Origin of the sequence: Riemerella anatipestifer, assembly GCF_009932355.1 — a bacterium.
Taxonomy (GTDB): Bacteria; Bacteroidota; Bacteroidia; order Flavobacteriales; family Weeksellaceae; genus Riemerella; species Riemerella anatipestifer_E.
Window position 1 is genome coordinate 42,493 of the sequence record NZ_LEKU01000008.1, and the last position, 23,915, is coordinate 66,407.

General features: G+C 33.6%; 21 protein-coding genes and 1 tRNA gene. 11 read left to right on the forward strand and 11 right to left on the reverse strand.

Annotated elements, in window-relative coordinates; translation table 11 throughout:
• Positions 1–22 precede the first annotated feature (22 nt).
• The 5 genes from GXW81_RS03340 to GXW81_RS03360 are packed head-to-tail and all read right to left on the reverse strand — an operon-like array spanning position 23 to position 4,616.
• On the reverse strand, positions 23–769 hold the full coding sequence (locus GXW81_RS03340; RefSeq protein WP_161531182.1) for a DUF3575 domain-containing protein: 747 nt from the start codon (positions 767–769) through the stop codon (positions 23–25).
• A gap of 35 nt (positions 770–804) precedes the next feature.
• Positions 805–1,815, reverse strand: a complete 1,011-nt coding sequence (locus tag GXW81_RS03345; protein WP_161531183.1) for an NAD-dependent epimerase/dehydratase family protein — start codon at positions 1,813–1,815, stop codon at positions 805–807.
• A 14-nt stretch (positions 1,816–1,829) separates the two neighbouring features.
• The gene (locus GXW81_RS03350) at positions 1,830–2,615 is read right to left on the reverse strand and encodes an alpha/beta fold hydrolase (RefSeq protein ID WP_161531184.1); all 786 of its coding nucleotides are present in this window, start codon (positions 2,613–2,615) and stop codon (positions 1,830–1,832) included.
• Entirely contained in the window at positions 2,609–3,328 is a 720-nt protein-coding gene (locus GXW81_RS03355) for a pyridoxine 5'-phosphate synthase (protein WP_004920391.1), read from the reverse strand. The genes GXW81_RS03350 and GXW81_RS03355 overlap by 7 nt, the downstream gene beginning before the upstream one ends.
• A 25-nt stretch (positions 3,329–3,353) precedes the next feature.
• Positions 3,354–4,616 carry a mechanosensitive ion channel family protein gene (locus tag GXW81_RS03360; protein WP_064971275.1) on the reverse strand — a complete coding sequence of 421 codons (1,263 nt, stop codon included), beginning with the start codon at positions 4,614–4,616 and terminating at the stop codon, positions 3,354–3,356.
• Positions 4,617–4,689: 73 nt separating this feature from the next.
• On the opposite strand from GXW81_RS03360, the gene GXW81_RS03365 reads away from it, so the two are divergent.
• Complete coding sequence (locus tag GXW81_RS03365) at positions 4,690–5,187, forward strand: DUF456 domain-containing protein (protein WP_161531185.1); 498 nt, start codon at positions 4,690–4,692, stop codon at positions 5,185–5,187.
• A gap of 66 nt (positions 5,188–5,253) precedes the next feature.
• Here the strand turns inward: GXW81_RS03365 and GXW81_RS03370 are convergent, their stop codons facing one another.
• From GXW81_RS03370 to folK, 4 genes are all read right to left on the reverse strand, one after another.
• Positions 5,254–7,275, reverse strand: coding sequence for a M3 family metallopeptidase (locus GXW81_RS03370; protein WP_161531186.1), 2,022 nt, complete (start codon positions 7,273–7,275; stop codon positions 5,254–5,256).
• 98 nt (positions 7,276–7,373) lie between these two features.
• The gene (locus GXW81_RS03375; protein WP_161531187.1) at positions 7,374–8,837 is read right to left on the reverse strand and encodes an OmpA family protein; all 1,464 of its coding nucleotides are present in this window, start codon (positions 8,835–8,837) and stop codon (positions 7,374–7,376) included.
• A 22-nt stretch (positions 8,838–8,859) separates the two neighbouring features.
• Positions 8,860–10,308 carry an OmpA family protein gene (locus tag GXW81_RS03380; RefSeq protein ID WP_154138082.1) on the reverse strand — a complete coding sequence of 483 codons (1,449 nt, stop codon included), beginning with the start codon at positions 10,306–10,308 and terminating at the stop codon, positions 8,860–8,862.
• Between the two features lie 24 nt (positions 10,309–10,332).
• Positions 10,333–10,758, reverse strand: coding sequence for a 2-amino-4-hydroxy-6-hydroxymethyldihydropteridine diphosphokinase (folK, locus tag GXW81_RS03385; protein WP_161531188.1), 426 nt, complete (start codon positions 10,756–10,758; stop codon positions 10,333–10,335).
• A gap of 21 nt (positions 10,759–10,779) precedes the next feature.
• On the opposite strand from folK, the gene sppA reads away from it, so the two are divergent.
• Entirely contained in the window at positions 10,780–12,534 is a 1,755-nt protein-coding gene (sppA, locus tag GXW81_RS03390; protein ID WP_161531189.1) for a signal peptide peptidase SppA, read from the forward strand.
• Positions 12,535–12,618: 84 nt separating this feature from the next.
• Here the strand turns inward: sppA and dtd are convergent, their stop codons facing one another.
• Together dtd and GXW81_RS03400 are read right to left on the reverse strand one after the other, a co-directional pair.
• Positions 12,619–13,065 (reverse strand): D-aminoacyl-tRNA deacylase, encoded by a 447-nt coding sequence (gene dtd, locus GXW81_RS03395; protein ID WP_161531190.1) that lies wholly within the window; start codon positions 13,063–13,065, stop codon positions 12,619–12,621.
• Between the two features lie 5 nt (positions 13,066–13,070).
• Positions 13,071–13,535, reverse strand: a complete 465-nt coding sequence (locus GXW81_RS03400) for a hypothetical protein (RefSeq protein ID WP_161531191.1) — start codon at positions 13,533–13,535, stop codon at positions 13,071–13,073.
• 101 nt (positions 13,536–13,636) lie between these two features.
• Here GXW81_RS03400 and greA point away from each other — a divergent pair, with 101 nt between their 5' ends.
• The 9 genes from greA to GXW81_RS03445 all read left to right on the forward strand — a co-directional run bounded on the left by greA (position 13,637) and on the right by GXW81_RS03445 (position 23,860).
• Positions 13,637–14,104: a transcription elongation factor GreA gene (gene greA, locus GXW81_RS03405; RefSeq protein WP_004916971.1), complete on the forward strand. Its 468-nt coding sequence runs from the start codon at positions 13,637–13,639 to the stop codon at positions 14,102–14,104.
• A gap of 18 nt (positions 14,105–14,122) precedes the next feature.
• Positions 14,123–14,509 (forward strand): HIT family protein, encoded by a 387-nt coding sequence (locus tag GXW81_RS03410; RefSeq protein ID WP_004916969.1) that lies wholly within the window; start codon positions 14,123–14,125, stop codon positions 14,507–14,509.
• Between the two features lie 36 nt (positions 14,510–14,545).
• Positions 14,546–15,712: an ATP-dependent Clp protease ATP-binding subunit ClpX gene (gene clpX / locus GXW81_RS03415; RefSeq protein ID WP_161531192.1), complete on the forward strand. Its 1,167-nt coding sequence runs from the start codon at positions 14,546–14,548 to the stop codon at positions 15,710–15,712.
• Positions 15,713–15,780: 68 nt separating this feature from the next.
• Positions 15,781–17,718, forward strand: coding sequence for a T9SS type A sorting domain-containing protein (locus tag GXW81_RS03420; protein WP_161531193.1), 1,938 nt, complete (start codon positions 15,781–15,783; stop codon positions 17,716–17,718).
• A 6-nt stretch (positions 17,719–17,724) separates the two neighbouring features.
• On the forward strand, positions 17,725–17,982 hold the full coding sequence (locus GXW81_RS03425; protein WP_161531194.1) for a hypothetical protein: 258 nt from the start codon (positions 17,725–17,727) through the stop codon (positions 17,980–17,982).
• Between the two features lie 50 nt (positions 17,983–18,032).
• A complete protein-coding gene (locus tag GXW81_RS03430) occupies positions 18,033–19,310 on the forward strand; it encodes a peroxiredoxin (RefSeq protein ID WP_161531195.1) in 1,278 nt (425 codons plus the stop codon).
• 44 nt (positions 19,311–19,354) lie between these two features.
• Positions 19,355–19,428 (forward strand) — tRNA-Met (locus tag GXW81_RS03435).
• Between the two features lie 92 nt (positions 19,429–19,520).
• On the forward strand, positions 19,521–21,668 hold the full coding sequence (locus GXW81_RS03440) for an endonuclease MutS2 (RefSeq protein ID WP_161531196.1): 2,148 nt from the start codon (positions 19,521–19,523) through the stop codon (positions 21,666–21,668).
• A gap of 65 nt (positions 21,669–21,733) precedes the next feature.
• Entirely contained in the window at positions 21,734–23,860 is a 2,127-nt protein-coding gene (locus GXW81_RS03445) for a Tex family protein (protein WP_161531197.1), read from the forward strand.
• Positions 23,861–23,915 lie beyond the last annotated feature (55 nt).

The following is a 23,915-nucleotide window of genomic DNA, read 5'->3' on the forward strand; positions in this document are numbered from 1 at the left end:
AAAATTATAACCTATACAAACTTTAGAATCTATACCCTATTGATATTCCTCCTCTAACACCCGCCCAAGGTCCATTTACTTTAACATCAGCCCCATTAGCATTGGTAGTTACACTATAATCAACTAAAGGTACATCTAAGCCACTCAACTCTTTCTTTAATTCTGCTTGCTCTTGCTCATTTAGCGTTCTATTAGTAAACCCTTGTAAATCTCCTCTAGAAGCTCCATAGTGAGCTCCAATAATCCACCAATCTAGCACCCAATCTTTCTTTTTACCTAAGAACCACTGAGTTCCTAACATCAATCCAGCAGAATGAGCATTCATCTTCCCCTGAACATTTACAGGTATGTTTTGATTATTTTGATCTTCGATATTTACTGTAATATTACTTACATTAACATTGGTGTATCTATAATATGGTGCTAAGTAAAACCCTTTGCCATAACCTTTACCTAGATAAAATCTACCTTCTAAAGTAAACGCCGTAGTAGACATTTTAGCATCATTTATAGATTCATCTAGATTAAATTGTCTAGCGTAAGGCACACTTCCTTTTGGCACAAGATTAAGACCTCCAGTAACCGAAAACCACTTATTTATAGGACGCTCATAAGTAATATTAAAATTTCTAAACAATAAGCCCGTAACATTGGTTTTCAAAATATTCATTTTTTCTATGGTAGGAGTCTCCTCCGTTTTAACCATATTTCCTTGTGAAAACATAACCGAACTCGCCACCAAAGTGGATAACATAAATAGTTTTTTCATAGTTATATAATAATTAAATTTATCACAATATAGTTTTATTTCCTACTCTTAACCCAATTTTTTAGATGAAAATCTATACTATCCTCAACAGAAATAAATTCATATTGAAGAAGATTTTTTATCTTTTCGTTAGAAATAAGCGTTTTTGAGTTTAAGGCATCAGTATTAGCTTTATTAAACAATTTCAATACTGGCAAAGCCCACCCTATGATTTTGGATAGAAAACACCCTAAACGCCATAAATAAGATGGGAATATTTTAGATGAAGACAACCCTAACTTTTTACGAACTAAATTAGCGACTTCAATGTAAGTTTTATTCTCGGAAATAAGTATAAATCTCTGCCCTGACGATTTAGTTTTTTCAGCAAGAAGTTTTATGGCAATATCAGCAACATCTCTCACATCTACATAGCCTGTATTCCCTTCAAAACTAAAAGGTAATTTTTTAATATTATCAAATAAAACGCCACTACTCTGCTCCCAATTTCCAGAACCTATGATAACTCCTGGATTTATCACCACCACATTCATTCCTTCCGCAGAAGAACGCCAAACTTCCATCTCCGAAAAATGCTTAGAAATAGCATAGCTAGAATGAGCCAATTTAGGATTAAAATTAGACTCTTCATCAATGGCTTCAAACTCATTGGCAGCGTCTAGAACAGCAATGGAACTCACATATAAAAATTGCTCTACATTTTTCTCTTCAGCAATGTAAAGAAGATTTTTAGTCCCCTGTATATTAGTCTTATACATAGACTTTTTATCCCTAGGATGAAAACTTACCTTTGCCGCGGTATGATAGACTTGCTTAACACCGTCTAAAGCCACTCTTAAAGAATCTAAATCCTCAAAATCTACCTCTACCCATTCTATTTTTTGATAATAATAATCTGCTTTATCCGTATAAAAAGAAAAAATATCTTTCAGTTTTTCTACTTGAGAACCACAACGCTTGGTAGCACGAACCTCTTGCCCTTGCTGAAGAAGTTTTAGAACAATAAGACTTCCCAAAATCCCTGTAGCTCCTGTAACTAGTACCATAATTTCTATCTATATTAAACTAAAAACTCCTTAACCGCAACAGCAAAATCTTTAGGGTTTTCAGCTTGTACCCAATGTCCTGCATTAGAAATTTTAATAATTTTAGCCTTTGGAAATTGTTGTTTTATCAAGAATTCATCTTGAGGCAAAATATAATTAGACAAAGCCCCTCCAATGAAAAGCGTTTCTCCCTCAAATACACCAAATTTAATAGCATTCCCCACAAAATCACCATATTTTTCTGCTAAAGTAGCCAAATTAAATCTCCAATTAAGTTTCTTAGTTTCCGTCCAATAAAGGTTTTTAGCCAAGAACTGTATTACTGGTTTTTCTTTGATGTATTGAGCCAAATGTTCCTCCATCTCTTGGCGTGTACTCACGGTATCAAAATCCACCGTTTGTAATGCCTTAATAATCCCTTGATGATGTGGTGGATAAGATTTAGGAGCTATATCCACAACAATAAGTTGCTCCACTTTTTCGGGATATTTTACTGCAAACTGCATCACTGCTTTTCCTCCGAGAGAATGCCCTAAGAGATTTACTTTCTGCAAATTATGAGCAGACATATAATTAAGAATATCCTCTGCCAAATCATCATGAGACATATTTTCGGAATGAAAACTCTTGCCATGATTTCTTAAATCTATCAAATGTGTGGGCATTACTTCACCAAAATCTCTCCCAAAGCCACCCCAATTATCTAACATTCCGAATAAACCATGAAATACTAAAAGAGGGGTTACTGACAACTCTCCACCATATATTTTAGAATGTAATATTTCTGTTTGATTTACCATTTTGCTAATCTTTTAAGGTAACTTTGAATTGTATTTTCTAGTCCTAAATAAAGAGCTTCTGAGATAAGGGCATGTCCAATGGAAACTTCTAACAAGTTAGGTATTTCATCTGAAAAATACTTTAAGTTTTCTAAACTTAAATCATGCCCCGCATTGATTCCCAAACCGTTATTTATCGCTTCTTCTGCTGTTTTGATATAAGGCAATATGGCTTGTTCTCTATTTTTAGTATAACCTTTAGCATAAGCCTCCGTGTAGAGTTCTATCCTGTCCGTGCCTGTCTCCGCTGCATATTTTACCATCTCTGGATTAGGGTCTAAAAAGATAGAAGTTCTTATCCCTTCTGCTTTAAATTCGGCTATAACATTTTTTAGAAAATCTAAATGCATTTTACAATCCCACCCTGCGTTAGAGGTAATGGCATCGTCTGCATCTGGCACCAATGTTACCTGCTCTGGCTTTACCTCCAACACCATATCTATAAACGGACGATGAGGATTCCCTTCAATATTAAACTCGGTGGTTACCAATGGTTTTAAATCGTACACATCTTTTCTTGTGATATGCCTTTCATCTGGTCTTGGGTGTATGGTAATCCCTTGTGCTCCAAATTTTTGAGCATCTATAGCCACCTGAGTTACACTCGGCACATCGCCGCCCCTAGCATTTCTCAGAGTAGCTATTTTATTTATATTTACGCTTAGTTTTGTCATTATTTTATATTATTGACATTTAACATTATACTTTGATACTGACTTGCATTACCTCCAAATCAAATACCTGTGCCGCTACGAGAAGATGGTCAAAAATATCTGCTTGTATCTGCTCATAATTTTCCCACTTAGAGTTGTTGGTAAAACAATAAATTTCCAAAGGAAGTCCTTGGGCTGTAATTTCTAACTGTCTTACCATCAGCGGACTTTCTTGTTCTATATTATCATTATTTTTTAAATAATTAAGAGCATACACTCTAAATGTACCAATATTGGTAAGCTGTGGACCATTGATAATTTCAGAAGAGTTAGCAATTCTCTTTTTTGCTTCTGAAATTTTAGCATTTTTTTCTTCTAAATAGTCTTTAACTAGGTTAATTTTAGACAGCTTCGCCATCATTTCATCATCTATAAACTTGAATGATTTAATATTGAAAATAATAGCTTTTTTTATTCTCCTAGTATTGGTTTCAGACATTATCTGAAGATTCTTAATCTCTGTAGAAAGCAGGTCGTAAGTAGGTATAGTAGATACTGTTTTATCAAAATTCTGAATCTTTGTCGTCAATAGGTTAATGTCTTCTATTGTACCTTCAATGTTATACTTCGGGATTCCTATCCAATCACCTACTTTTAGATTTCTAGAGGTAGACACATGAATACCCGTAACAAAACCCAAAATAGTATCTCTAAAGACAAGAAGTATCACCGCCGTCATTGCCCCTAAACTACCTAAAATAGTAGACGCTTTGATATGAAATAGTACCGAAACTCCTACAAAAATAAATATAATATAACCTAATATTTTGAGGGATTGTGTAACGGCTCTAATACCTGTAATTCGATAAAAATCTCCTTTAAAAACATAGTATTTTTCGGTGGTTTTAAGCAACCTAAAATACAGTATAGCAAACGCTAGTACAAACATTAACGAAAAGAATGTTTCTAAAATACTATGACTTTTAGGGTGTCTATAGAAAATAGAATAAATCATTTCCTGAGTAATTCTAATAGCAAAAAAATGAGCCACCGAATTTAAAATTTTACTCTCATAAAAAGCTCTAAGAATTGGTTTTTGTGTATACTTTCTAAAAACTAAAAATAAAGCGTTAAATGAAATTTTAAATAAAAAATCCAAGGCAACCAATATCACTAAAAGTAAGAATAGTTTTGCCGCTATTTGACACAACAAAATAATTCCATCAGGCATCTCTGCCTTTATCCAAAAATGAATTTGATCACTTATTTTTTGTAAAAAATCTTTGGTATCTTTTATCTCCTCATTCATATTGGCAAAAATAAGAAAATAGGTTTGTTTAGATGGTACTAAATATGTACTTTTAACCAAATTTTATAGTATTATGACAACTCAAGATTGGGTAACTATTATTAGTATCATTATGGTTATCATTGGTATACTAGGAACTATACTTCCTGTATTACCTGGTATTTTACTAAGTTTTGCAGGAGTGCTGCTCTACAAATTTGGTACTGATGCCAATCTATCCATGGTATATATTTGGACTTTTGGACTTCTATCTTTAGCCTCTTTAGTTCTAAATTACCTTATTCCTGCAAAGCTAAACAAACGCTATGGAGGTACTAAATGGGGCAGCATTGGCTCTATTGTAGGAACTTTAGTAGGATTTTTTCTACCAATTCCTTTTGGATTTTTAATAGGTATGTTTCTAGGAGTTTTTATTGGCGAAATGTTACACGATAGCAAAAATTACCTCAAAGCCTACAATTCTACCAAAGGGGCTTTTATAGGGTTTCTTGCGAGTAGTTTATTTAATTTCTCGCTTGGGGTAGCTATGCTATTTGTAGTGCTGTGGGATTATTTTAAAAATTTAATGTAAAAGCCTTTTAAATTTCCAATAAGAAACTCAAAAGGCTATTTTACAATACATTAAACTTTAGCCTCTCTATCCAAAAGCCCGTGTTAGTAAACTTTCAACTTTAGGTTCCCTTCCTCTAAAGTTTTTATATAAGACCATAGGGGCTATAGTACCTCCACTGGATAAAAGTTGTTTGTACTTTCCAGCTATCTCTTGATTGAAAATTCCATTCTCTTCAAAATACTGAAATGCGTCCGCATCTAAAACCTCTGCCCATTTGTAAGAATAATAACCCGCTGCATAACCTCCTTGAAAAATATGAGAGAAGCTAGGGCTTACTGCTGTTTCGGAATGAATTGGATAAAGCTGAGTAGCAGCCATTACTTTATCTTCAAAATCTTTTATTTTCAACTTTTCCTCGTCCGAAAAATGAGTTGTATGATAATGCATGTCTAACAAACCGAAACCTAACTGTCTAAGTGTCTGATAGCCTTCCATAAAGTTTTTAGATTGAGCTATTTTTTCAATTTTTTCATTAGATAAGACCTCTCCTGTTTTATAATGTTTAGCAAAAGTTTTAAGAAACTCTGCCTCGTAACAATAGTTTTCTAAAAACTGAGATGGTAACTCTACAAAATCCCATTTCACGGAAGTTCCAGACAAATTAGGATATTGCGTGTTAGCCAAAATACCGTGCAAAGCATGTCCAAACTCATGGAATAAAGTAGTAACCTCTTGAAAAGTAAGTAAACTAGGTGTGTCAGCCGTAGGTTTAGTAAAGTTACACACTACCGAAATATGTGGACGATGATTCTCATTTCCCTTTTTATATTGATTTCTATAACTTGTCATCCAAGCTCCAGCTCGTTTACCTTTTCTTGGGTGATAATCTACATAAAGAAGTGCTTTATATTCACCTTGCTCCGTAACTTTGTAGGTCTTTACTTCAGGGTGATACTTTGAAATATCAGTTATTTCTTCAAACTCTAATCCAAATATTTTTTTTGATAAATCAAACACCGCTTGTTCTACTTTATCTAACTGAAAATAAGGTTTAAGTTCTTCATCACTCAAGTCAAACTTTTGTTTTCTCAACTTTTCAGCATAGAAGGCATGGTCATAGCTTTGAATATCAGTAATCCCATCTTTCTCAGCTAAAGTTTTTAATTCTTCTATTTCTTTTAAAGCGTAAGGCCTCGCCTTTTCTAAAAGCTCATTCAGAAAAGAAAAAACCTCTACTGAAGACTTAGCCATTCTTTCTTCTAGAACATAGGTCGCATAGTTTTCATAACCCAATAGCTGTGCTTTTTTCTGCCTTAGAAGCACAATCTCTTCAATCAATTTTTGATTGTCAAACTCTCCTCCATCAAAAGCTTTTTTACCATTAGCTACAGCTAACTCCTTTCTTAAAGCTCTATCTTCTACATAGGTCATCAGTGGTAAATAACTAGGATATTGTAGCGTAATTACATAGCCTTCCAATCCTCTACTTTTAGCCTCTTCTTTGTATTGATTCAAAACATCATTAGGAATTCCTTTCAGCTTATTTACATCTGTAATATGTTTAAAATAATTGTTAGTAGCTGCTAATACATTTTGCCCAAATTTCAAAGATTTTATAGACAAATCTTTATTGATAACCTCTAACTTCTTTTTATCTTCCTCACTCAATAAAGCTCCATTGCGAACAAATCCTTTATAGGTTTGTTCTAACAACATCGTTTGTTCCTCATTCAAATCTAAATTCTGCTTAGAGTCATACACAGACTTAACTCGTAAAAAAAGTGTTTGATTTTGGAAGATTTTGGAAGAAAACTCTGTAAGAAGAGGAGAAACCTCTTGTGCTATCTTTTGTAATTCATCATTTGTTTCTGCCGAATTAAGATTGAAAAACAAATTAGATACCACATCTAACTGTTTTCCAGAATAAGACATAGCTTCTATTGTATTTTTAAAGGTAGGAGCTTCACTATTGTCAGCGATATTTTTTATTTCTTCTTCAGTAGATTTTATCAGCTCAATAAATGCTGGTAGAAAGTCAGCTTCTTTTATTAAATCAAAAGGTATCGATTTGTAGTTCGTATTAAATTCTTTTAAAAGTAGATTCATTTTTACACAATTAATTCTATTGCTACAAAGTTACAACTAAAAAAGAAAAGCTGCTTCACAATTGTGAAACAGCTTTCTAATATTAGCAAATTCAACTATTATTTTGCTTTAAAGTAAACTCTTCTGTTAGCTTCATTTTTCCATTCTGGACACTTAGTGTATGGGTTACATTCTGGATATTTTAAATCCTTTTTACCTCTACCTTCAGCAGTTAACATAGAGCTAGGAACACCTTTTCCAACAAGATATCTCACAACAGACTCAGCTCTTCTTTGAGATAATTTTTGGTTGTAAGCATCAGATCCTCTGGTATCTGTAGCGCCAATTACTAAGTACTGCTTATCAGTTCTTAAAGTCTTCATGATAGCTACTGCATTATCTAACTTATCAAAAGATATAGCTCTAATGACATCACTATTAAGATCAAACTCTATACCTTCAAAGTTTTTGTTAATTGCCACAATTTGCTCATCTTCTTGCTCTAATTTTTGCTGTACAATTTGTTTTTCTTCTGGACAACCATTATTAGAAACTGGACCAGGAACAGTTACACATTTATCATGTAAATCGATTACACCGTCTAAATCTGTATCCAAAGCAACACCAGCACCATCTACTCTAGCCCCAGCAGGAGTATCTAGTTGTCTATCCCAATCATCACAAACACCGTCATTATCAGCATCTCCACTTTTACATACTTCAACTACTGGAGGTACTGAAGCCAACTCTATTTTGTTATAAAGCTCTTGATAAGGGTCATGCCACATTAGATGGGAAATATGTTTTCCAAACTTATATGAAGCTCCTAGTGTCACATTGAAGAAATTATCAGACACTTGATCCTCCGTCATATTTCTATCACTATATTGAGCTCCTCCTCCATCAAATTCATCATCTCCTGTTACTACATACATCACTCTAGTCTCAAGGTCTACTCTTCTAGAAACCTTAAATTTAACTCCTGCCCCCGCTTGTCCAAATAAAGATGTAAATTTAAACGGTTTAACTTCGGTCATCAGTGTCTGTGGTCCTCCATTAGTCTCTGCATAAGCTCTATAAGCTAACGTTCCAATCCCTGCATAACCATGGATAGCCCATCTATAGTTAGAATGGTTATCTACTCTTCTAAATAGATTAGAAAAATTAATATCTCCTAATAAAGATATAGCATCATACTGAGTTCTAGCAGCATATCCTGTACCACCTGTTCCTGTTCTATATGATCCTTGTCTAGTTTCTCCTCTATCATACTGAAGATTTAACCCAAAAGCATGAGTTATTGCTCTATCTACACTAAGGTACATTGAATAGCCATACAAATTCTTACCATTACCATTCTTGATAGAAGTAACATCTGCAGATTGAATAAAAGGTATACCTACACCTGCCGATACTGACCAGTCATTGAATCTTTTTACATCTTGTGTAAAAGGAACAACATTTGACGACCACGAAGAAAAAGTATTTGGGTACTTACTACCTGTTGTATCAGTTACTGCTTGAGCATCTAAAATAGCAGGAAAAGATAATACCAATGCTATACTTGCCAAATTTAATTTCATAATATTTTTTATATTTTTACTTCTATTTTTCTGAAAAATACACTCTTCTATTAGCTTCATTTTTCCACTCAGGACATTTGGTATAAGGGTTACACTCAGGATATTTCAAATCATCCTTACCTCTACCTTCTGCTAATAACATATAAGGATCTACTCCCTTATCAACTAAGTATTTAACTACAGCATCTGCTCTTCTTTGTGATAATTTTTTATTATAAGCAGCCGAACCTCTAGTATCTGTAGCCCCTATTACTAAATACTGAGTTTTAGAATCTAAACTTTTGATGATTGCAGCAGCTTTATCTAGCCTATCAAAAGATATAGATCTGATTACATCACTATTAAGATCAAACTCTATTCCTTCAAAATTCTTATTGATTTCTACAACAGATTGCTTTATATCAATCTTATTTACATTTATTTTGAGTACTTCAGGGCAACCATTATTCGAAGCTGGTCCTGGTACAGTTACACATTTATCATATAAATCAATAACACCATCTAAATCAATATCAAGTGCCACACCTGCTCCATCAACTCTGGCTCCAGCAGGAGTATCTAATTGTCTATCCCAATCATCACACACACCATCATTATCATTATCTCCTTTTTCACAAACAACAAAATCGATAGGTGCTCCCAGTTTGCTTATTCTATTTTCTAGATATTCTAGCGGATCATGCCACGCCAAATGAGAAAGATGTTTACCTAATTTAAATGTAAGTCCTAAATTAGCAGTAAACATATTATCAGAGTTAGTATTCTTTATTCTATTATATGGGTACTCTACAGATGTATTATCCCAACCACCACCATCAAATTCATCATCACCAGACATAATATACATAAGTCTTGCCTCTATATCTAACAACTTGGAAATTTTATATTTAATACCTGCACCTGCTTGATAGAAAAATGAAGCAATATCTAAATCCTGATTCACCTCTAACACACCTCTGCCATTCCACAAAGCAGACTTATCTTGTAAATAGGTCTTATATCCTTGCAACCCTAATCCCGCATACCCATGCAAAGCCCATCTATATGTAGAGTTATTATCTACTCTCAGTAGTAGATTAGAGAAGTTAACATCTCCAATCAAAGAAACCTGTTTATACTTAGTATTAGCATTTGCAACTCCGTAAATAGGATTTATCATCCCTTGCTGATTGGTTTGACCCTGCTGATATTGTAAACTCAGTCCGAAAACATGAGAGATTTGTTTATCCAAACTTATGTAAGTGTTCCAACCCAAATTGACACCCTTGCCATAAAAAGAAGTTAAATCAGCTGATTGCATGAATGCCCCACCTCCTCCAACGGAGATAGACCAATCATTAAACAATCGAGATTTATTATCAAACTTTTTTACATAGGTAGATCCTGAAGAAAAGGTATTTGGATACTTCTCCGTGTTTTGTGAATACATTACAGCAGGAATAACCAGTAGCGACAATAAATTAATTTTCATATATATATATTTTCTCTTTTTGTTTCACTTTGTGATTCCTATTTCTCTCAACAGCACTTGAGAAAAGTCACGTTCGTGAACATGTTTATAATGAGGTATATCCAGTCTTCTTGACTTGTAGGTGATATTACCAATACTCACCACATCAATATCTATTACTCTATCTTCATATCCTCCTAACTCTTTAGAATCACTAATCCTCCCCATAGCTTTTTCTATACTTTTCACTTCAGTTAAAATCTGAATAGGTGAAATTTGTGTTTCTAATAAGACTGCAATATTACAAAATATATTAGAACTAGCAAATTCTACAGGCTCTGTTTCTAACATTTGACTCTTTTTTATTATTGCCCCTAGCCTTTTCTCTATCAACAAAATAGCTTCTTCTATATTTTTTTTAGGATTTTTTATGTTACTTCCTAGTAACAAAATGACCTTTCTTTGCGACATATTAACAAAATTATTTATAGTATGCGTAGTTTTATTAAAAGTGTATTAGCCAATATCACGGCTATAACCATCGTTTTTTTTATTTTCTTTGGTTTCATTATTATTGCTATAATTGGCAGCGCTATTGGAGACAAAGATAATGTAAAAATTAAAAGTAACTCAATATTAACACTAGATTCTAAATTCAGAGTTATCGAAAGCGAAACTGAGAAAGATCTAAATGTCTTTGATTTTAAAAACCAAGTACGAGATGTTGCTCTACACGATGTCATCAGAGCTATAGAGAAAGCCCAAACGGACGACAATATCAAAGGAATTAGCATAGAAAATGACAACATCAACGCGGGCATCACTCAAATTGAAAGCATAAGAAACGCTATAGAAGATTTCAAAAAAAGTGGAAAATTCGTGTATTCTTACGGTAATTCAGTTTCTCAACCATCCTATTTCTTAGGTTCCGTTGCGGATAAATTTTACCTCAACCCCGCAGGAGGAATAGAACTTAAAGGTATGGCATCAGAAGTGGTATTTCTAAAAGATTTTGCTGACCAATACGGCATCGGCATCAACATTATAAGACACGGCAAATATAAAGCTGCTGTAGAACCTTTTTTAAGAAATGACATTTCTCCCGAAAATAAAGAACAACTAAGCACTCTACTTTCCGATTTATGGGGTAGAGTTTCTAACAAAATTGCTTCATCTAGAAAAATTAGCATAGAAAACTTCCAATCCATTACAGATGGTCTTTACGGAATGATACCTGATTTTAGTTTGAAATATGGCTTAGTAGATAAGCTAATACAAAAAGGAGAATATGAACTATTACTAAAACAAAAAATAGGTATAGACACAGATAAGAAACTTAATAAAGTATCTATAAGAAAATACATTAAATCTATCAAAGACGAAAGCAAATCTAGTGAAAAAATCGCAGTTTTATATGCTTCAGGAAACATCATCAATGGTGATGAAGTTACCAATATTTCTGACGAAAAATACATAGAGTACATCAGAGATTTAAAAGATGATGATGACATCAAAGCAGTAATTTTAAGAATCAACTCTCCTGGAGGAAGTGCCAATGCTTCTGACCAAATACTATTTGAATTGCAACAGCTTAAGCTAAAAAAACCGTTAATTGTTTCCTTTGGAGATTATGCTGCCTCTGGAGGTTATTACATTGCAATGGCTGGAGATAAAATCTATTCAGAACCTAACACTATTACAGGATCTATTGGTGTATTTGGTGTAATACCAGACTTTAAAAATTTGGCTAACAAAAACGGAATTCGCTCTGATGTGGTTTCCACAAACGCCAACTCACAAATGATGTCTCCTATCAGTGGTATTACCGAGGGCACCAAAAACATGCTTCAAAATAGTGTGGAGCAGACTTACAAGAGGTTCGTTTATTTTGTAACTAAAAATAGAAATAAAACTTTTGAACAAGTAGACGAAATCGCAGGTGGTAGAGTTTGGTCTGGTAAAAAAGCAAAAGAGTTAGGGCTAGTAGACGAACTAGGAAGCCTCAATGATGCCATTAACTTTGCTGTTAAACAATCAAAGGTAAAAAATTATAACATAGTTTCTTATCCTTCAGAAATAAATCCTTTAGAAGAATTTTTTAAAGGTATGGATGAAGAGAGCATCTCCACTTATTTTATGAAACAAAAAATGGGAAGCGAGCAATACTATATTTATGAAACCATCAACAACTTCAAGAAAAATAATTCTAAAGTAATGATGCAATCACCAGTAAAAATAGCTTTCTAAAAAACTAATAACATCAATATATAACAAAAACGAGCGAATATACTATGATGTATTCCGCTCGTTTTTCATTATTTATAGAAACCGCTATCTTATTTTAGAGTCCATAATTATAGTTACTGGACCATCATTAGTTAAGTTCACTTTCATATCCGCTCCAAAAATACCAGAACTAACAGTAACGCCATATTTAGCCATTTCTGATTTAAAATATTCAAACATAAGAACCGCCAAATCTGGCCTAGCTGCAGTAATAAAAGAAGGTCTATTCCCTTTTTTATAGTCCGCCATAAGTGTAAACTGGCTCACACAAAGCACTTCTCCATCAACTTCTTTTATAGATAAATTCATTTTACCTTCATCATCACTAAAAATTCTAAGATTAACAATCTTTTTCACAAGCCAATCCGCATCAGCCTTTTCATCAGTTTCTTCTACACCTACTAATAATAAATACCCTTTGTTTATTTTTGACACTTCTACCCCTTCTACCACTACAGAAACGGAGGAAACTCTTTGCACAACTACTTTCATTTGTATTAATTTCTTATAGTTAAAACATTAGATACAGTATCATAATAAGTGAAATAAGTCTTAGGCGGAACTTGCGAAACTTTAGTAGGTTGTCCAGATAAGGAAGCTAAAAGATACCATTCTGCTCCATCTTTAGGGCAAACTATTTTAATATCATCTTTAACTTCTAATGTAGTATCAGATGCTGGGCAAATATGTGGAGCATTTCTATCATACGCCTTAAATGTAGCAGTTCCTGTTCTTACCACAATCAATCCTCTAGTACCCGAGTTTTGCTCATTTACATAAATCCAACCGCCAACATTCATTAACTTTTGATACAAAGGTAAATTTAGGTTAAGATTAACATTAATCATTGTATTAGGAAAACAAGATACCGTTTCTTCTCTATTTTTACACGAATTAATAAAAACTAAAATACTGATTACTAATATTTTTAAAACCAATAATCCCCAAAAAGTTCTTTTCATTTAAAATAAAATTTATATATTTGCACCAAATTATTAAACACAAAACATTGTCCGGCAAATGTCGGATTATTTTTTTATACTAACGCTAAATTAACGAAATTATGGCATATGTAACGAAAGAAGGCTTAGAGAAAATGAAAGCCGAGCTAGAGCAACTAGAAAGCGTGGAAAGACCAAAAATAACGCAACAAATAGCCGAAGCTAGAGATAAAGGTGACCTTTCTGAAAATGCTGAATACGATGCTGCAAAGGAAGCTCAAGGGCTTTTAGAAATGAAAATTTCTAAACTAAAAGATTTAATAGCTACTTCTAAAGTTATAGATGAAAGTCAACTAGACATTTCTAAAGTTTCTATATTGACTACTGTAAAGCTATTTAATAAAGCCACAAAAAAAGAACAAGTATTCACACTAGTTCCAGATAACGAAAGTGATTTAAAATCAGGGAAAATCTCTGTAAACACACCTATTGCTAAAGGTTTATTAGGTAAAAAAGTGGGCGAAACAGCAGAAATCACATTACCTAATGGTAACCAGCTAACATTTGAGGTGTTAGATATTTCTCTATAATTTTAAAATTTGACTGTTATGGCTTCTATTTTCACCAAAATCATCAACGGAGAAATCCCTGCATATAAAATAGCGGAGGACGAAAACCATTTAGCCTTTCTAGATGTGATGCCTTTAGCTGAAGGACATACTTTGGTAATTCCTAAAAAGGAAGTTGACCTTATTTTTGATTTAGACACGGAAGAGTTTAAAAATCTTTGGGCATTTGCACAACAAGTGGCAAAAAAAATTGAGAAAAACATTCCTTGCGAAAGAGTGAGTATAGCAGTTATCGGACTAGAAGTACCACACGCTCATATTCACTTAGTACCTATCAACAAGATAGAAGACCTTAATTTTAAGAAAGAGAGAGTGAAATTTTCAGCAGAAGATTTCAAAGAAATACAGCAAAAAATTTTAAAATAAAACACCAATAATTCACCTACACATTCAACACTAAATATGAATAATAACCAGTGTTCTTTTTGCGGAAGACATCGTAAAGAAGTTCAAATGCTAGTTTCGGGACAAAATGGACTCATCTGCGAACATTGTATAGAACAAGCTCACGCATTTGTTAAAGACAATATTCAGAAAGAAAAGTTTTCTCCTGTAAACACCCTCTCCGAACTAAAGAAACCTAGAGAAATTAAAAAAACTCTAGACGAGTATGTTATTGGACAAGACCAAGCTAAAAAACAACTTTCCATCGCAGTCTATAACCATTATAAAAGACTTCTACATTCTTCAACAAAAAAAGACAATGATGTTGAGATAGAAAAATCTAACATCATTATGATAGGTGAAACAGGCACAGGAAAAACCCTTTTAGCAAAGACCATCGCTAGAGAACTCAATGTACCTTTTTGTATTGTAGACGCCACAATACTTACCGAAGCGGGTTATGTAGGCGAAGATGTAGAGAGTATTTTATCTAGACTTCTTATGGTCGCTGATTATGATGTAGAAAAAGCCGAAAAAGGCATTGTATTCATAGATGAAATAGATAAAATAGCGAGAAAATCAGACAATCCAAGCATCACAAGAGATGTATCAGGAGAGGGTGTACAGCAAGGATTATTAAAATTATTGGAAGGAAGCATTGTAAATGTACCGCCTCAAGGAGGAAGAAAACACCCTGACCAAAAATATATACAGGTAAACACTCAGAATATATTATTCATTGCTGGAGGGGCTTTTGATGGTATAAAAGAGATTATAGAAAGGAGACTAAACAAGCAAGCCATAGGATTTAGCAAAGAAAAGTTAGACTCCGAAAAAGATTTGGCACAAATATTGCCACAAGTAAACTCAACGGATTTGAGAAAGTTCGGATTAATTCCAGAACTTTTAGGTAGATTCCCTGTAATTACTTATTTAGACCAACTAACCAAAGAGACCATGGTAAGAATAATGAAAGAGCCAAAAAACTCTATTGTTAATCAGTTCAAAGCTCTTTTCAAAATGGATGGTATAGATTTAGAATTCACAGACGAAACCTTAGAGAAAATTGTAGACGAAACTTTTGAAAAAGGATTAGGTGCAAGAGGACTTAGAGGCACTACAGAAAAGGTTTTAGAGAATTATATGTTTGACATAGATACTATTAACAATAATATTTTATTGTAAAAAATATTGGTTTATACTATATTTTTGTATCTTTGCTTAATTATTTATAGATAACAAAAAACTCATATATGAAAAAAAGTGTATTCTCTGCAGGGTTGTTAGCTCTAGGATTAATGTCCATCAAAGCTCAATCCTTGACTTATGTAGCAGCAACGGCGAATTTATATGTAAAACCCGGAACATTAATGTACAATGGGGGTACTGTAGAGGTTAAAAATACAGGATTAATAGAAAATCAAGGTAATATACAAATAGATAAAGGAGGTCTTCTTACTGATGATAGTACGGGTAGTAGCTTTGTAATAAAGCAAAATACACCTACTGTTACTGGTGACCCTTATGGCAACTACGGACAGCTATGGATAAACAATGACAGCCAAAGTAATATAACGGGTGTTGTTAAGAAAGAATTCCAAACAACAGATAATGGGCACTATCAACAGTTAGCTCTTCCTTTTGAGAATAAAGTTTTTAACGATTTATCTTCAGGATTAGGAAAAAACTTTTCTACTTCAAGATGGAGTAAGAATGAAATTTTAGTATATAATAATACTTTAGTAAGGTCTGAGCATGTTACGGATTTATCAAGTCAGAATAGTGGCATGAATGCAACCTCTGGAAATTATAGATCCGCTTATTATATGCTAGGTGCTGATGGTACTAGTTTTACTTCCGTAAGAACAGTAACAGGCACACCTTTCGCTTCTGCTACGAGTATGCACACTGTTTCATTACAAAATGCAGGTAATGGCATTAACTTCGGAGCAGGAGGGAATGGTTTAAATATTTATAGAGAAAAATATAATACCTATATGTATGATTCTTTCTATAGCTATCCTACTGCATGGGAAGGAACCTATGGTAGAAATATTTATCAATTTGGAAACCCTTTCTTAACCAATTTAGACTTAACAAAGATACCTACTGATTTACAAAGCAAAATTCAAGCTATTAGAGTTGAGGTTAAATCTGTGGCTTATAATAGTACTTCAGGTACAAGTTATTCTGGATATAAGTATATTTCTTTTACAGGAGGAGGAGTAATTGTAGGAGATATTGATTTAGCTATTGTAAGACCTATGGGAACTTTCGTTATCAAAATGAAAGACGGAGAAACAGGAAGTCTTGATTTGGCAACACTTAGAACTTTTGACAACAGAGCGTCTGTTCTTAACACTGAACAAGGAGAGGGGACTATGTCATCAGCTACAAATGCAGGTAATTTAAGGGTACAAAATAATGGCTTCAAAAGTTTAACAGCTAGTACTTCTAACTCTGTAAAACAGTTAGGTGTTATAGCTTTAGATAATGAAGGTAATGAGATAGGAAGAACTTATTATGCTGTTTACCCTAATGCTCGTACTGGAACAGGAGTTACTTCATCTACTCAAGTTACAGCAACTTCTTCTGATGTCATAGGAACATTTGAGGAAAGCCCTGCAGGTGGATATGACCAAGAAGCAGCAAATGCTTATTGGTTATATATTAATGAAGCTAACGAAACTGATTACAAAGGAAAAGATATTTTACTAGGACTCTATAGTGATAAAATAAAGAAAGTTAAATTTGAGATTAGAGAGAATACTGAGTTTCTTCCAAAAAACACAGAAACTCTTTCTAATGGAGAAAGTTTCTACATCAGTTCTGGTGAAGGCAATTTAGTTGCTTTGCAACAAGGAACAGAATATCCTGTATCTCAGCAATACTATAATCTGTACTACGGAAAACCTGAAAATAAAACTCTAGCTGTAGCTGATGTTCAGAAACCTTCTGACTGTATGGTGGTTTATGACAAAAATATTAAAGCTCATAGATTAATATTTGACTCTAAATGGGTAGAAGCTGATGTAAAAGTTTATGATGTAAGTGGTAGATTGATAATTTCGGAATCTACTGTGAAAACAGATTCTGATTTTGTGATTAATCTCCCTGAAACGCAAGCTACTTATATAGTTACAGCTGTGTCTAAGGATGGACAAAAATTCTCTCAAAAAATAGTAAAGTAATAGATTATGTACAACAATATCAAACTAAGATTATTATTTCTAATCATAGCTTTTCTTAATACAGATTTAGTTTTTGGTGCTGGTGTTGCTGGCCCTGGTGCTCCTCCTGCTGGTGGAGCACCAGGCGGTGGAGGTGTCGCTGGTCCTGGTGCTCCACCACAAACTCCAATAGATTTATACTCTATAGAGCTTGCTTTATTAGCAATAGGTTTTATATTGGTTACTTCTTATTATTTAAGAAAAAAACAATTAAAAAGTTTATAATATCCAAAAACTCATAGAAAATTCTATGAGTTTTTTTTATTTTTGTTCTTATGAAAAAAATAATTTTATTAGGAGGTATATTTCTATATGGGATAACCTCTGCTCAATTTAAAGTAAATATAGAAGCACCTGATACTTTCAGCAATCAAGAAATTGTTTTGTACACCCTAAACGGTTCAAAAGATTATATAGCAGGAAAGACTAAGAAATCTAATGGTAAATGGAGTTATACTATTCCTAATAGTTATATAGGTATGATGCGTGCCTATTTTCCTGAGAATGGTAAATCATTCAGTTTTATTTCTGAAAACAAGGACGTAAGTGTAAAACTAGACACCGATAACAGCACCATCAACAAAATCAATTTCTTAGATGAAGCCAATAGTACCATGCAATATCTCATCAAAGAAAAACAAAAAAAAGAGAAAGTATTACCTGTATTGGTACAGATTAGAGATATTTACAATGATAACTCACCATTTAATGAAGCTCTAAAGTTAGAAATAAAAAAGCTAGAGCAAAGTGATCTTAAGAACTACTCTAAACACCCTTTTATAAGCTACTACTGGGATAATGTAAAATATACCAATCGTGAAATACCTAAAACCACAGATGATTATATCAATTTTTTAGCTAATACGGGAGAGTTGTTAGAAACCTCCTCTTTACTCAAATCTACACTAATTAACTTTATTTCTTCCGTTCCTAGGAATCAAGTTGTTTCTCAGACAGACGCTCTGTTAGATAAGGTAAATATAGAATCGCCTAGAGGACAAACTATTTTATCTGAACTGTTAAATATATTTGATGCCTATGGTCTAGACGCTGAAAAGGATAAATATTACCAACAAGCCTCTAATTTAAAATGTTCTATAAACAAAAATTTAGAGGGCAGACTAGAGGCAATGAAAAGCACTATGGTGGGGAGTAGCTTTAAAGATTATATCTTCTCCAAAAGTGTAATAAATACTAAATCAAAGAAACTAAGCGATATTAAATCAAACAAAAAACTCATCTTGTTTTGGTCTTCAGAGTGTCCTCACTGCGTTGCAGAATTGCCTCTAATTTTAGAAAATTACAACAAATTGAAAAGCAATAATATAGAAATTATAGGTTTATCATTGGATACCAACGCAGAGTCTTATCAGGAGACTGTAAAAAATCTCCCATGGATTAACGATTCTGAACTAAAAGGTTGGAACTCTAGCTATACAGATACTTACAATATCAATGCAACACCGTCTTATTTCCTATTAGATAGCAATAATAAAATATTGAGTAAACCGAATAGTTTTGGTGCATTTTTGCACGAAAATAATTTAAAATAATTTTGTAGTTATTGTAATTATTTCTATATTTGCACCACTCTAATGGCGAGGTAGCTCAGATGGTTAGAGCGCAGGATTCATAACCCTGAGGTCACGGGTTCAATTCCCGTCTTCGCTACTAAAAACACTCCTTTTTTAAGGAGTGTTTTTTATTTTCTATTCAAAAATTACTCTATCTATTGAAAGCCTAATTTTTCTTATTTTTGTGCCGTGCATATTACTAAAGACAGTTTACAAGAATTAGAGTTTCCGCAACTATTAGCGGAAATTGCTCCATACGCCTATTCCTCAAAAATAGCTCAAAAAATTTCGGATTTAAAACCTCTTAAAAAAGAGGAAGCCTTAATTTCATTAAAAAAAACTTCTGAATTTTTAAGCAGTTTTGAAAGTGAAAATATTATTCCTTTCAATGAATATGAAGATGTGGAAACAGAGCTAAAACTAATGCTTATTGAAAATTTCCGATTAGAAAATAGGGCTTTTATAAAGATTAAAAATATCACTTCCCAAATCGGAAAACTCCAAAAGTTCTTTACACAGTATTCGGAGATTTTTCCTGAATTATTGAAAGGTATAGAAACTCTTGATTTCAAAAAAGAAATTATTGAGAAAATAGACCACGTCTTTAACCGATTTGAAGAGGTTAAAAGTGATGCCTCCCCTACTTTAAAAGAACTCCGAGATGAAATCCAAAAAGCTAAAAAAGCCATAGATGAAAATTTTAATAGAGCTTTAGGGCTCTATTCTCAAAGTGATTTTTTAGACGAAATCAGAGAAACAATTATAGAAGACCAAAGGGTATTAGCTGTAAAATCAGGCTTCAAAAAAAGGGTGCAAGGTAGAGTTTTAGGCGTTTCAAAGACAGGTTCCATTACCTACATTCAACCAGAAACCGTAGTAAAACATTATTTTAAACTAAAAGAAAATTTAGAAGAAGAAAAAAAGGAAATAGACCGTATTTTAAGAAAGCTAACTGCTGAAATAGCTGTATTTCAACCTGAAATAGCGTCTTATCAAAACTATATTTTTGACCTAGACCTCACGAGAGCTAAGGCTAAGTTTGCGGAAAAAGTAAATGCGGTGCTTCCTAAAATTAATGACCACCAAACACTAAAACTAAGAGATGCCTATCATCCTCTATTATGGTTACAAAACAAGGCGGAGAACAAAGAAATTTTCCCACAAACCCTTGCCCTTACCGAACATAATAGAATCATTTGTATTTCTGGTCCAAATGCTGGTGGTAAATCAATTACATTAAAAACCGTAGGGCTATTACAACTTATGCTCCAATCAGGAATTTTAGTTCCTGTACACCCAAAATCCGAAATGTTTTTCTTTGATAAAGTAATGACGGACATTGGTGATAATCAATCTATTGAAAACCATCTTTCTACCTATTCGTCTAGACTTAAGAAAATGTCGCACATTATCAGAAAAGCGGATAAAAATACATTACTACTCATAGACGAATTTGGAACTGGCTCCGACCCCGAACTTGGTGGTGCGTTGGCGGAAAGTTTTTTGGAGTTTTTCTACGAAAAAAAATCCTTTGCTATTATTACTACTCACTACACCAACATTAAGCTAGTAGTAGAACAACTCCCTAATACCCAAAATGCAGCGATGCTTTTTGATGAAAACAGCCTAGAACCCCTCTATAAATTAGAAATAGGACAGGCAGGAAGTTCGTTTACTTTTGAAGTGGCAGAAAAAAATAAAATTCCACCTTTCATCATTCGCTCGGCGAAAAGAAAAGTAGAGAAAGATGTGGTTAATTTAGATAAAACCATCGTAAAACTTCAACAAGAAAAATTTGAGGTAGAAAAACTAAAAACAGATTTATCTCAGAAAAAAGAATCGGTAGAAGATAAACGAGACAATCTGCAAAAGCTTAACGAGCAACTACAGCAGAAACTTTTTAACTTCCAAAAACTTTATGAAGAAGAACACCGAAAATTGCAGTTCGGGAACAAAGTAGAAAATTTTATTAAAGACTACATCAATGGGCGTTCTAGAAAGGAATTAGTCAAAGACTTTGTAAAAATATTAGAACAGGAGAAATACCGAAAGTTAGGCTCTGATAAAGATGAGTCTAAAAAATTACAAGTAATCAAACGCAAAATCAATCAACAGCTTAAAAGAAAAGATGTCAAAGAGAAAATAGAAGAAACCACCCAAAAATTGGAAGAAAAAAAACAAAAAGAAAGAGCGGTTTGGTTAAAAGTAGGACAACGAGTAAGAATTATAGGAAGCACTAGCGTAGGAACCATTGAAACTATTTCTAAAAATAAAGTAACCGTAAATTATGGGTTATTTAAAACTCAAATCAATCCTAACGAACTAGAACGCGTATAAAATTCTATCTTTATTTCAACCCAAAAATTGATTCGATTTAGCATCAATTCAAAAAATTAAAAACAATGACTTTAGTACAATACATACAGTCTTTATCGCAACTGCAACCCAAATCTATAGAAAATACACTAGCTCTTCTTGCTGAAGGTGGCACTATTCCCTTTATTTCTCGCTACCGAAAAGATGCAACAGGCAATTTAGACGAGGTTGCCATAGAACAAATTCAGAAACTTCAAAAGCAATACGAGGAAATCGTCAAGAGAAAAGAAAGTATTTTAAAATCAATAGAAGAACAGAATAGCCTTACACCTGAACTTCAACAAAAAATTGAACAATCATTTAGCCTACAAGAATTAGAAGATTTATATCTACCTTACAAAAAGCGAAGAAAAACTAAAGCGGATACCGCTAGAGAAAACGGATTAGAGCCTTTGGCTAAAATCATTATGGCTCAAAATACTAATCACTTAGAGCACTCTGCACAGAAGTATACTTCTGATAAAATACCTACAGTCCAAGAAGCCTTAGATGGTGCTTGCGATATCATCGCAGAATGGATTAACGAAAATCTATTCATAAGAAAACGCCTAAGACAACTGTTTCAACGACAGGCTAAAATCATCAGTAAAATCACAAAAAAAGCCAAAGAAAACGAGGACGGAGCTCAGAAATATCAACAATATTTTGATTGGAGCGAAGTTTTACTCAAAGCTCCTTCCCATAGATTGTTAGCTCTATTAAGAGCAGAAAACGAAGGCTTCATAAAACTTAAAATTGAAATAGATAATGATGAAGCAATTGGTTTTATAGAAAAAAGCATCATTAAAAATAATAACGAAACGGCTCATTATATCAGCATCGCTATAAAAGATGCTTATAAGCGTCTTTTAGAATCTTCTATCGCTAACGAAATTTTACAAGAAGCCAAAAGCAAAGCAGATGATAAGGCCATTAGTATATTTTCGGAAAACCTTAAGCAACTGCTACTTGCCGCTCCACTTGGTGAGAAAAGAATTTTAGCCATAGACCCTGGTTACCGTACAGGTTGTAAAGTGGTGTGTTTAGATGAAAAGGGTGATTTGCTTTACAACGAAACTATTTACCCTCACGCTCCTCAAAATGAGACAGGAGTTGCAATGAAAAAAATCCGCAGTATGGTTAATGCCTACCAAGTAGAAGCCATTGCCATAGGAAACGGAACTGCGAGTAGAGAAACAGAAGCATTCATCAAAAAAATAGCCTTTGATAAAGATTTACAGGTGTTTGTAGTGTCAGAAGCGGGTGCTTCAGTCTATTCGGCAAGCAAAATCGCTAGAGATGAGTTTCCTAACTATGATGTTACCGTTCGTGGAGCTGTATCTATCGGAAGACGACTTTCTGACCCATTAGCAGAACTTGTAAAAATAGACCCAAAAAGTATCGGGGTTGGGCAGTATCAGCACGATGTAGATAGCACCAAACTTAAAGAGGAGCTAGACAGCACAGTAATACATTGTGTAAATGCCGTAGGTGTTAATCTAAATACCGCCAGCCAATCTCTATTAAGCTATGTGTCTGGCATTGGAGAAAAAATGGCTGAGAATATCGTAAAATATCGTTCGGAAAACGGAGCTTTTAGGACAAGAGCAGAACTGAAAAAAGTTCCTCGTTTGGGAGAAAAAGTATTTCAACAAGCGGCGGCTTTTGTACGCATTAAAGACTCGGAAAACCCATTAGACAATTCGGCTGTACACCCAGAATCTTACGCTACCGTAGAAAAAATGGCTAAAGATTTAGGACTAAAAACCAAAGAGCTCATTGCCAACAAAGAACAAATCCAAAAAATAGTTCCAGAGAAATACACCACTCCAGAGGTGGGAATTCTAGGAATTAAAGACATTTTAAAAGAATTAGAAAAACCAGGGTTAGACCCTCGCCAACAAGCTAAAGTATTTGAGTTTAATCCTAACATTAAAACAATTACAGATATAAAAGTAGGCATGTGTTTACCTGGGATTGTAAACAATATTACGGCGTTTGGCTGCTTTGTAGACATTGGTATTAAGGAAAGTGGACTTATACATATCTCCCAACTTACCGATGGTTTTGTATCCGATGTTAATGAGGTGGTAAAACTTCACCAAATTGTAGAAGTACAAGTTTTAGAAGTAGACGAAGCTCGAAAAAGGATTGGGCTAAAACTTATTAAGTAGATAATGTTTACAAAAATTTCCTTATCAAATAAAAATAACTATTTTTGCATATCAA

What these genes read in the sequence shown, in the direction of transcription:
- GXW81_RS03345 (WP_161531183.1), bottom strand. Translation starts at nt 1,815, where the DNA reads ATGGTACTAGTTACAGGAGCTACAGGGATTTTGGGAAGTCTTATTGTT.
- folK (WP_161531188.1), bottom strand. Translation starts at nt 10,758, where the DNA reads ATGTCGCAAAGAAAGGTCATTTTGTTACTAGGAAGTAACATAAAAAAT.
- dtd (WP_161531190.1), bottom strand. Translation starts at nt 13,065, where the DNA reads ATGAAAGTAGTTGTGCAAAGAGTTTCCTCCGTTTCTGTAGTGGTAGAA.
- GXW81_RS03380 (WP_154138082.1), bottom strand. Translation starts at nt 10,308, where the DNA reads ATGAAAATTAATTTATTGTCGCTACTGGTTATTCCTGCTGTAATGTAT.
- GXW81_RS03350 (WP_161531184.1), bottom strand. Translation starts at nt 2,615, where the DNA reads ATGGTAAATCAAACAGAAATATTACATTCTAAAATATATGGTGGAGAG.
- GXW81_RS03425 (WP_161531194.1), top strand. Translation starts at nt 17,725, where the DNA reads ATGTACAACAATATCAAACTAAGATTATTATTTCTAATCATAGCTTTT.
- GXW81_RS03340 (WP_161531182.1), bottom strand. Translation starts at nt 769, where the DNA reads ATGAAAAAACTATTTATGTTATCCACTTTGGTGGCGAGTTCGGTTATG.
- GXW81_RS03445 (WP_161531197.1), top strand. Translation starts at nt 21,734, where the DNA reads ATGACTTTAGTACAATACATACAGTCTTTATCGCAACTGCAACCCAAA.
- GXW81_RS03400 (WP_161531191.1), bottom strand. Translation starts at nt 13,535, where the DNA reads ATGAAAAGAACTTTTTGGGGATTATTGGTTTTAAAAATATTAGTAATC.
- GXW81_RS03365 (WP_161531185.1), top strand. Translation starts at nt 4,690, where the DNA reads ATGACAACTCAAGATTGGGTAACTATTATTAGTATCATTATGGTTATC.
- GXW81_RS03360 (WP_064971275.1), bottom strand. Translation starts at nt 4,616, where the DNA reads ATGAATGAGGAGATAAAAGATACCAAAGATTTTTTACAAAAAATAAGT.
- sppA (WP_161531189.1), top strand. Translation starts at nt 10,780, where the DNA reads ATGCGTAGTTTTATTAAAAGTGTATTAGCCAATATCACGGCTATAACC.
- GXW81_RS03370 (WP_161531186.1), bottom strand. Translation starts at nt 7,275, where the DNA reads ATGAATCTACTTTTAAAAGAATTTAATACGAACTACAAATCGATACCT.
- GXW81_RS03420 (WP_161531193.1), top strand. Translation starts at nt 15,781, where the DNA reads ATGAAAAAAAGTGTATTCTCTGCAGGGTTGTTAGCTCTAGGATTAATG.
- GXW81_RS03375 (WP_161531187.1), bottom strand. Translation starts at nt 8,837, where the DNA reads ATGAAATTAAATTTGGCAAGTATAGCATTGGTATTATCTTTTCCTGCT.
- GXW81_RS03410 (WP_004916969.1), top strand. Translation starts at nt 14,123, where the DNA reads ATGGCTTCTATTTTCACCAAAATCATCAACGGAGAAATCCCTGCATAT.
- GXW81_RS03430 (WP_161531195.1), top strand. Translation starts at nt 18,033, where the DNA reads ATGAAAAAAATAATTTTATTAGGAGGTATATTTCTATATGGGATAACC.
- clpX (WP_161531192.1), top strand. Translation starts at nt 14,546, where the DNA reads ATGAATAATAACCAGTGTTCTTTTTGCGGAAGACATCGTAAAGAAGTT.
- GXW81_RS03355 (WP_004920391.1), bottom strand. Translation starts at nt 3,328, where the DNA reads ATGACAAAACTAAGCGTAAATATAAATAAAATAGCTACTCTGAGAAAT.
- greA (WP_004916971.1), top strand. Translation starts at nt 13,637, where the DNA reads ATGGCATATGTAACGAAAGAAGGCTTAGAGAAAATGAAAGCCGAGCTA.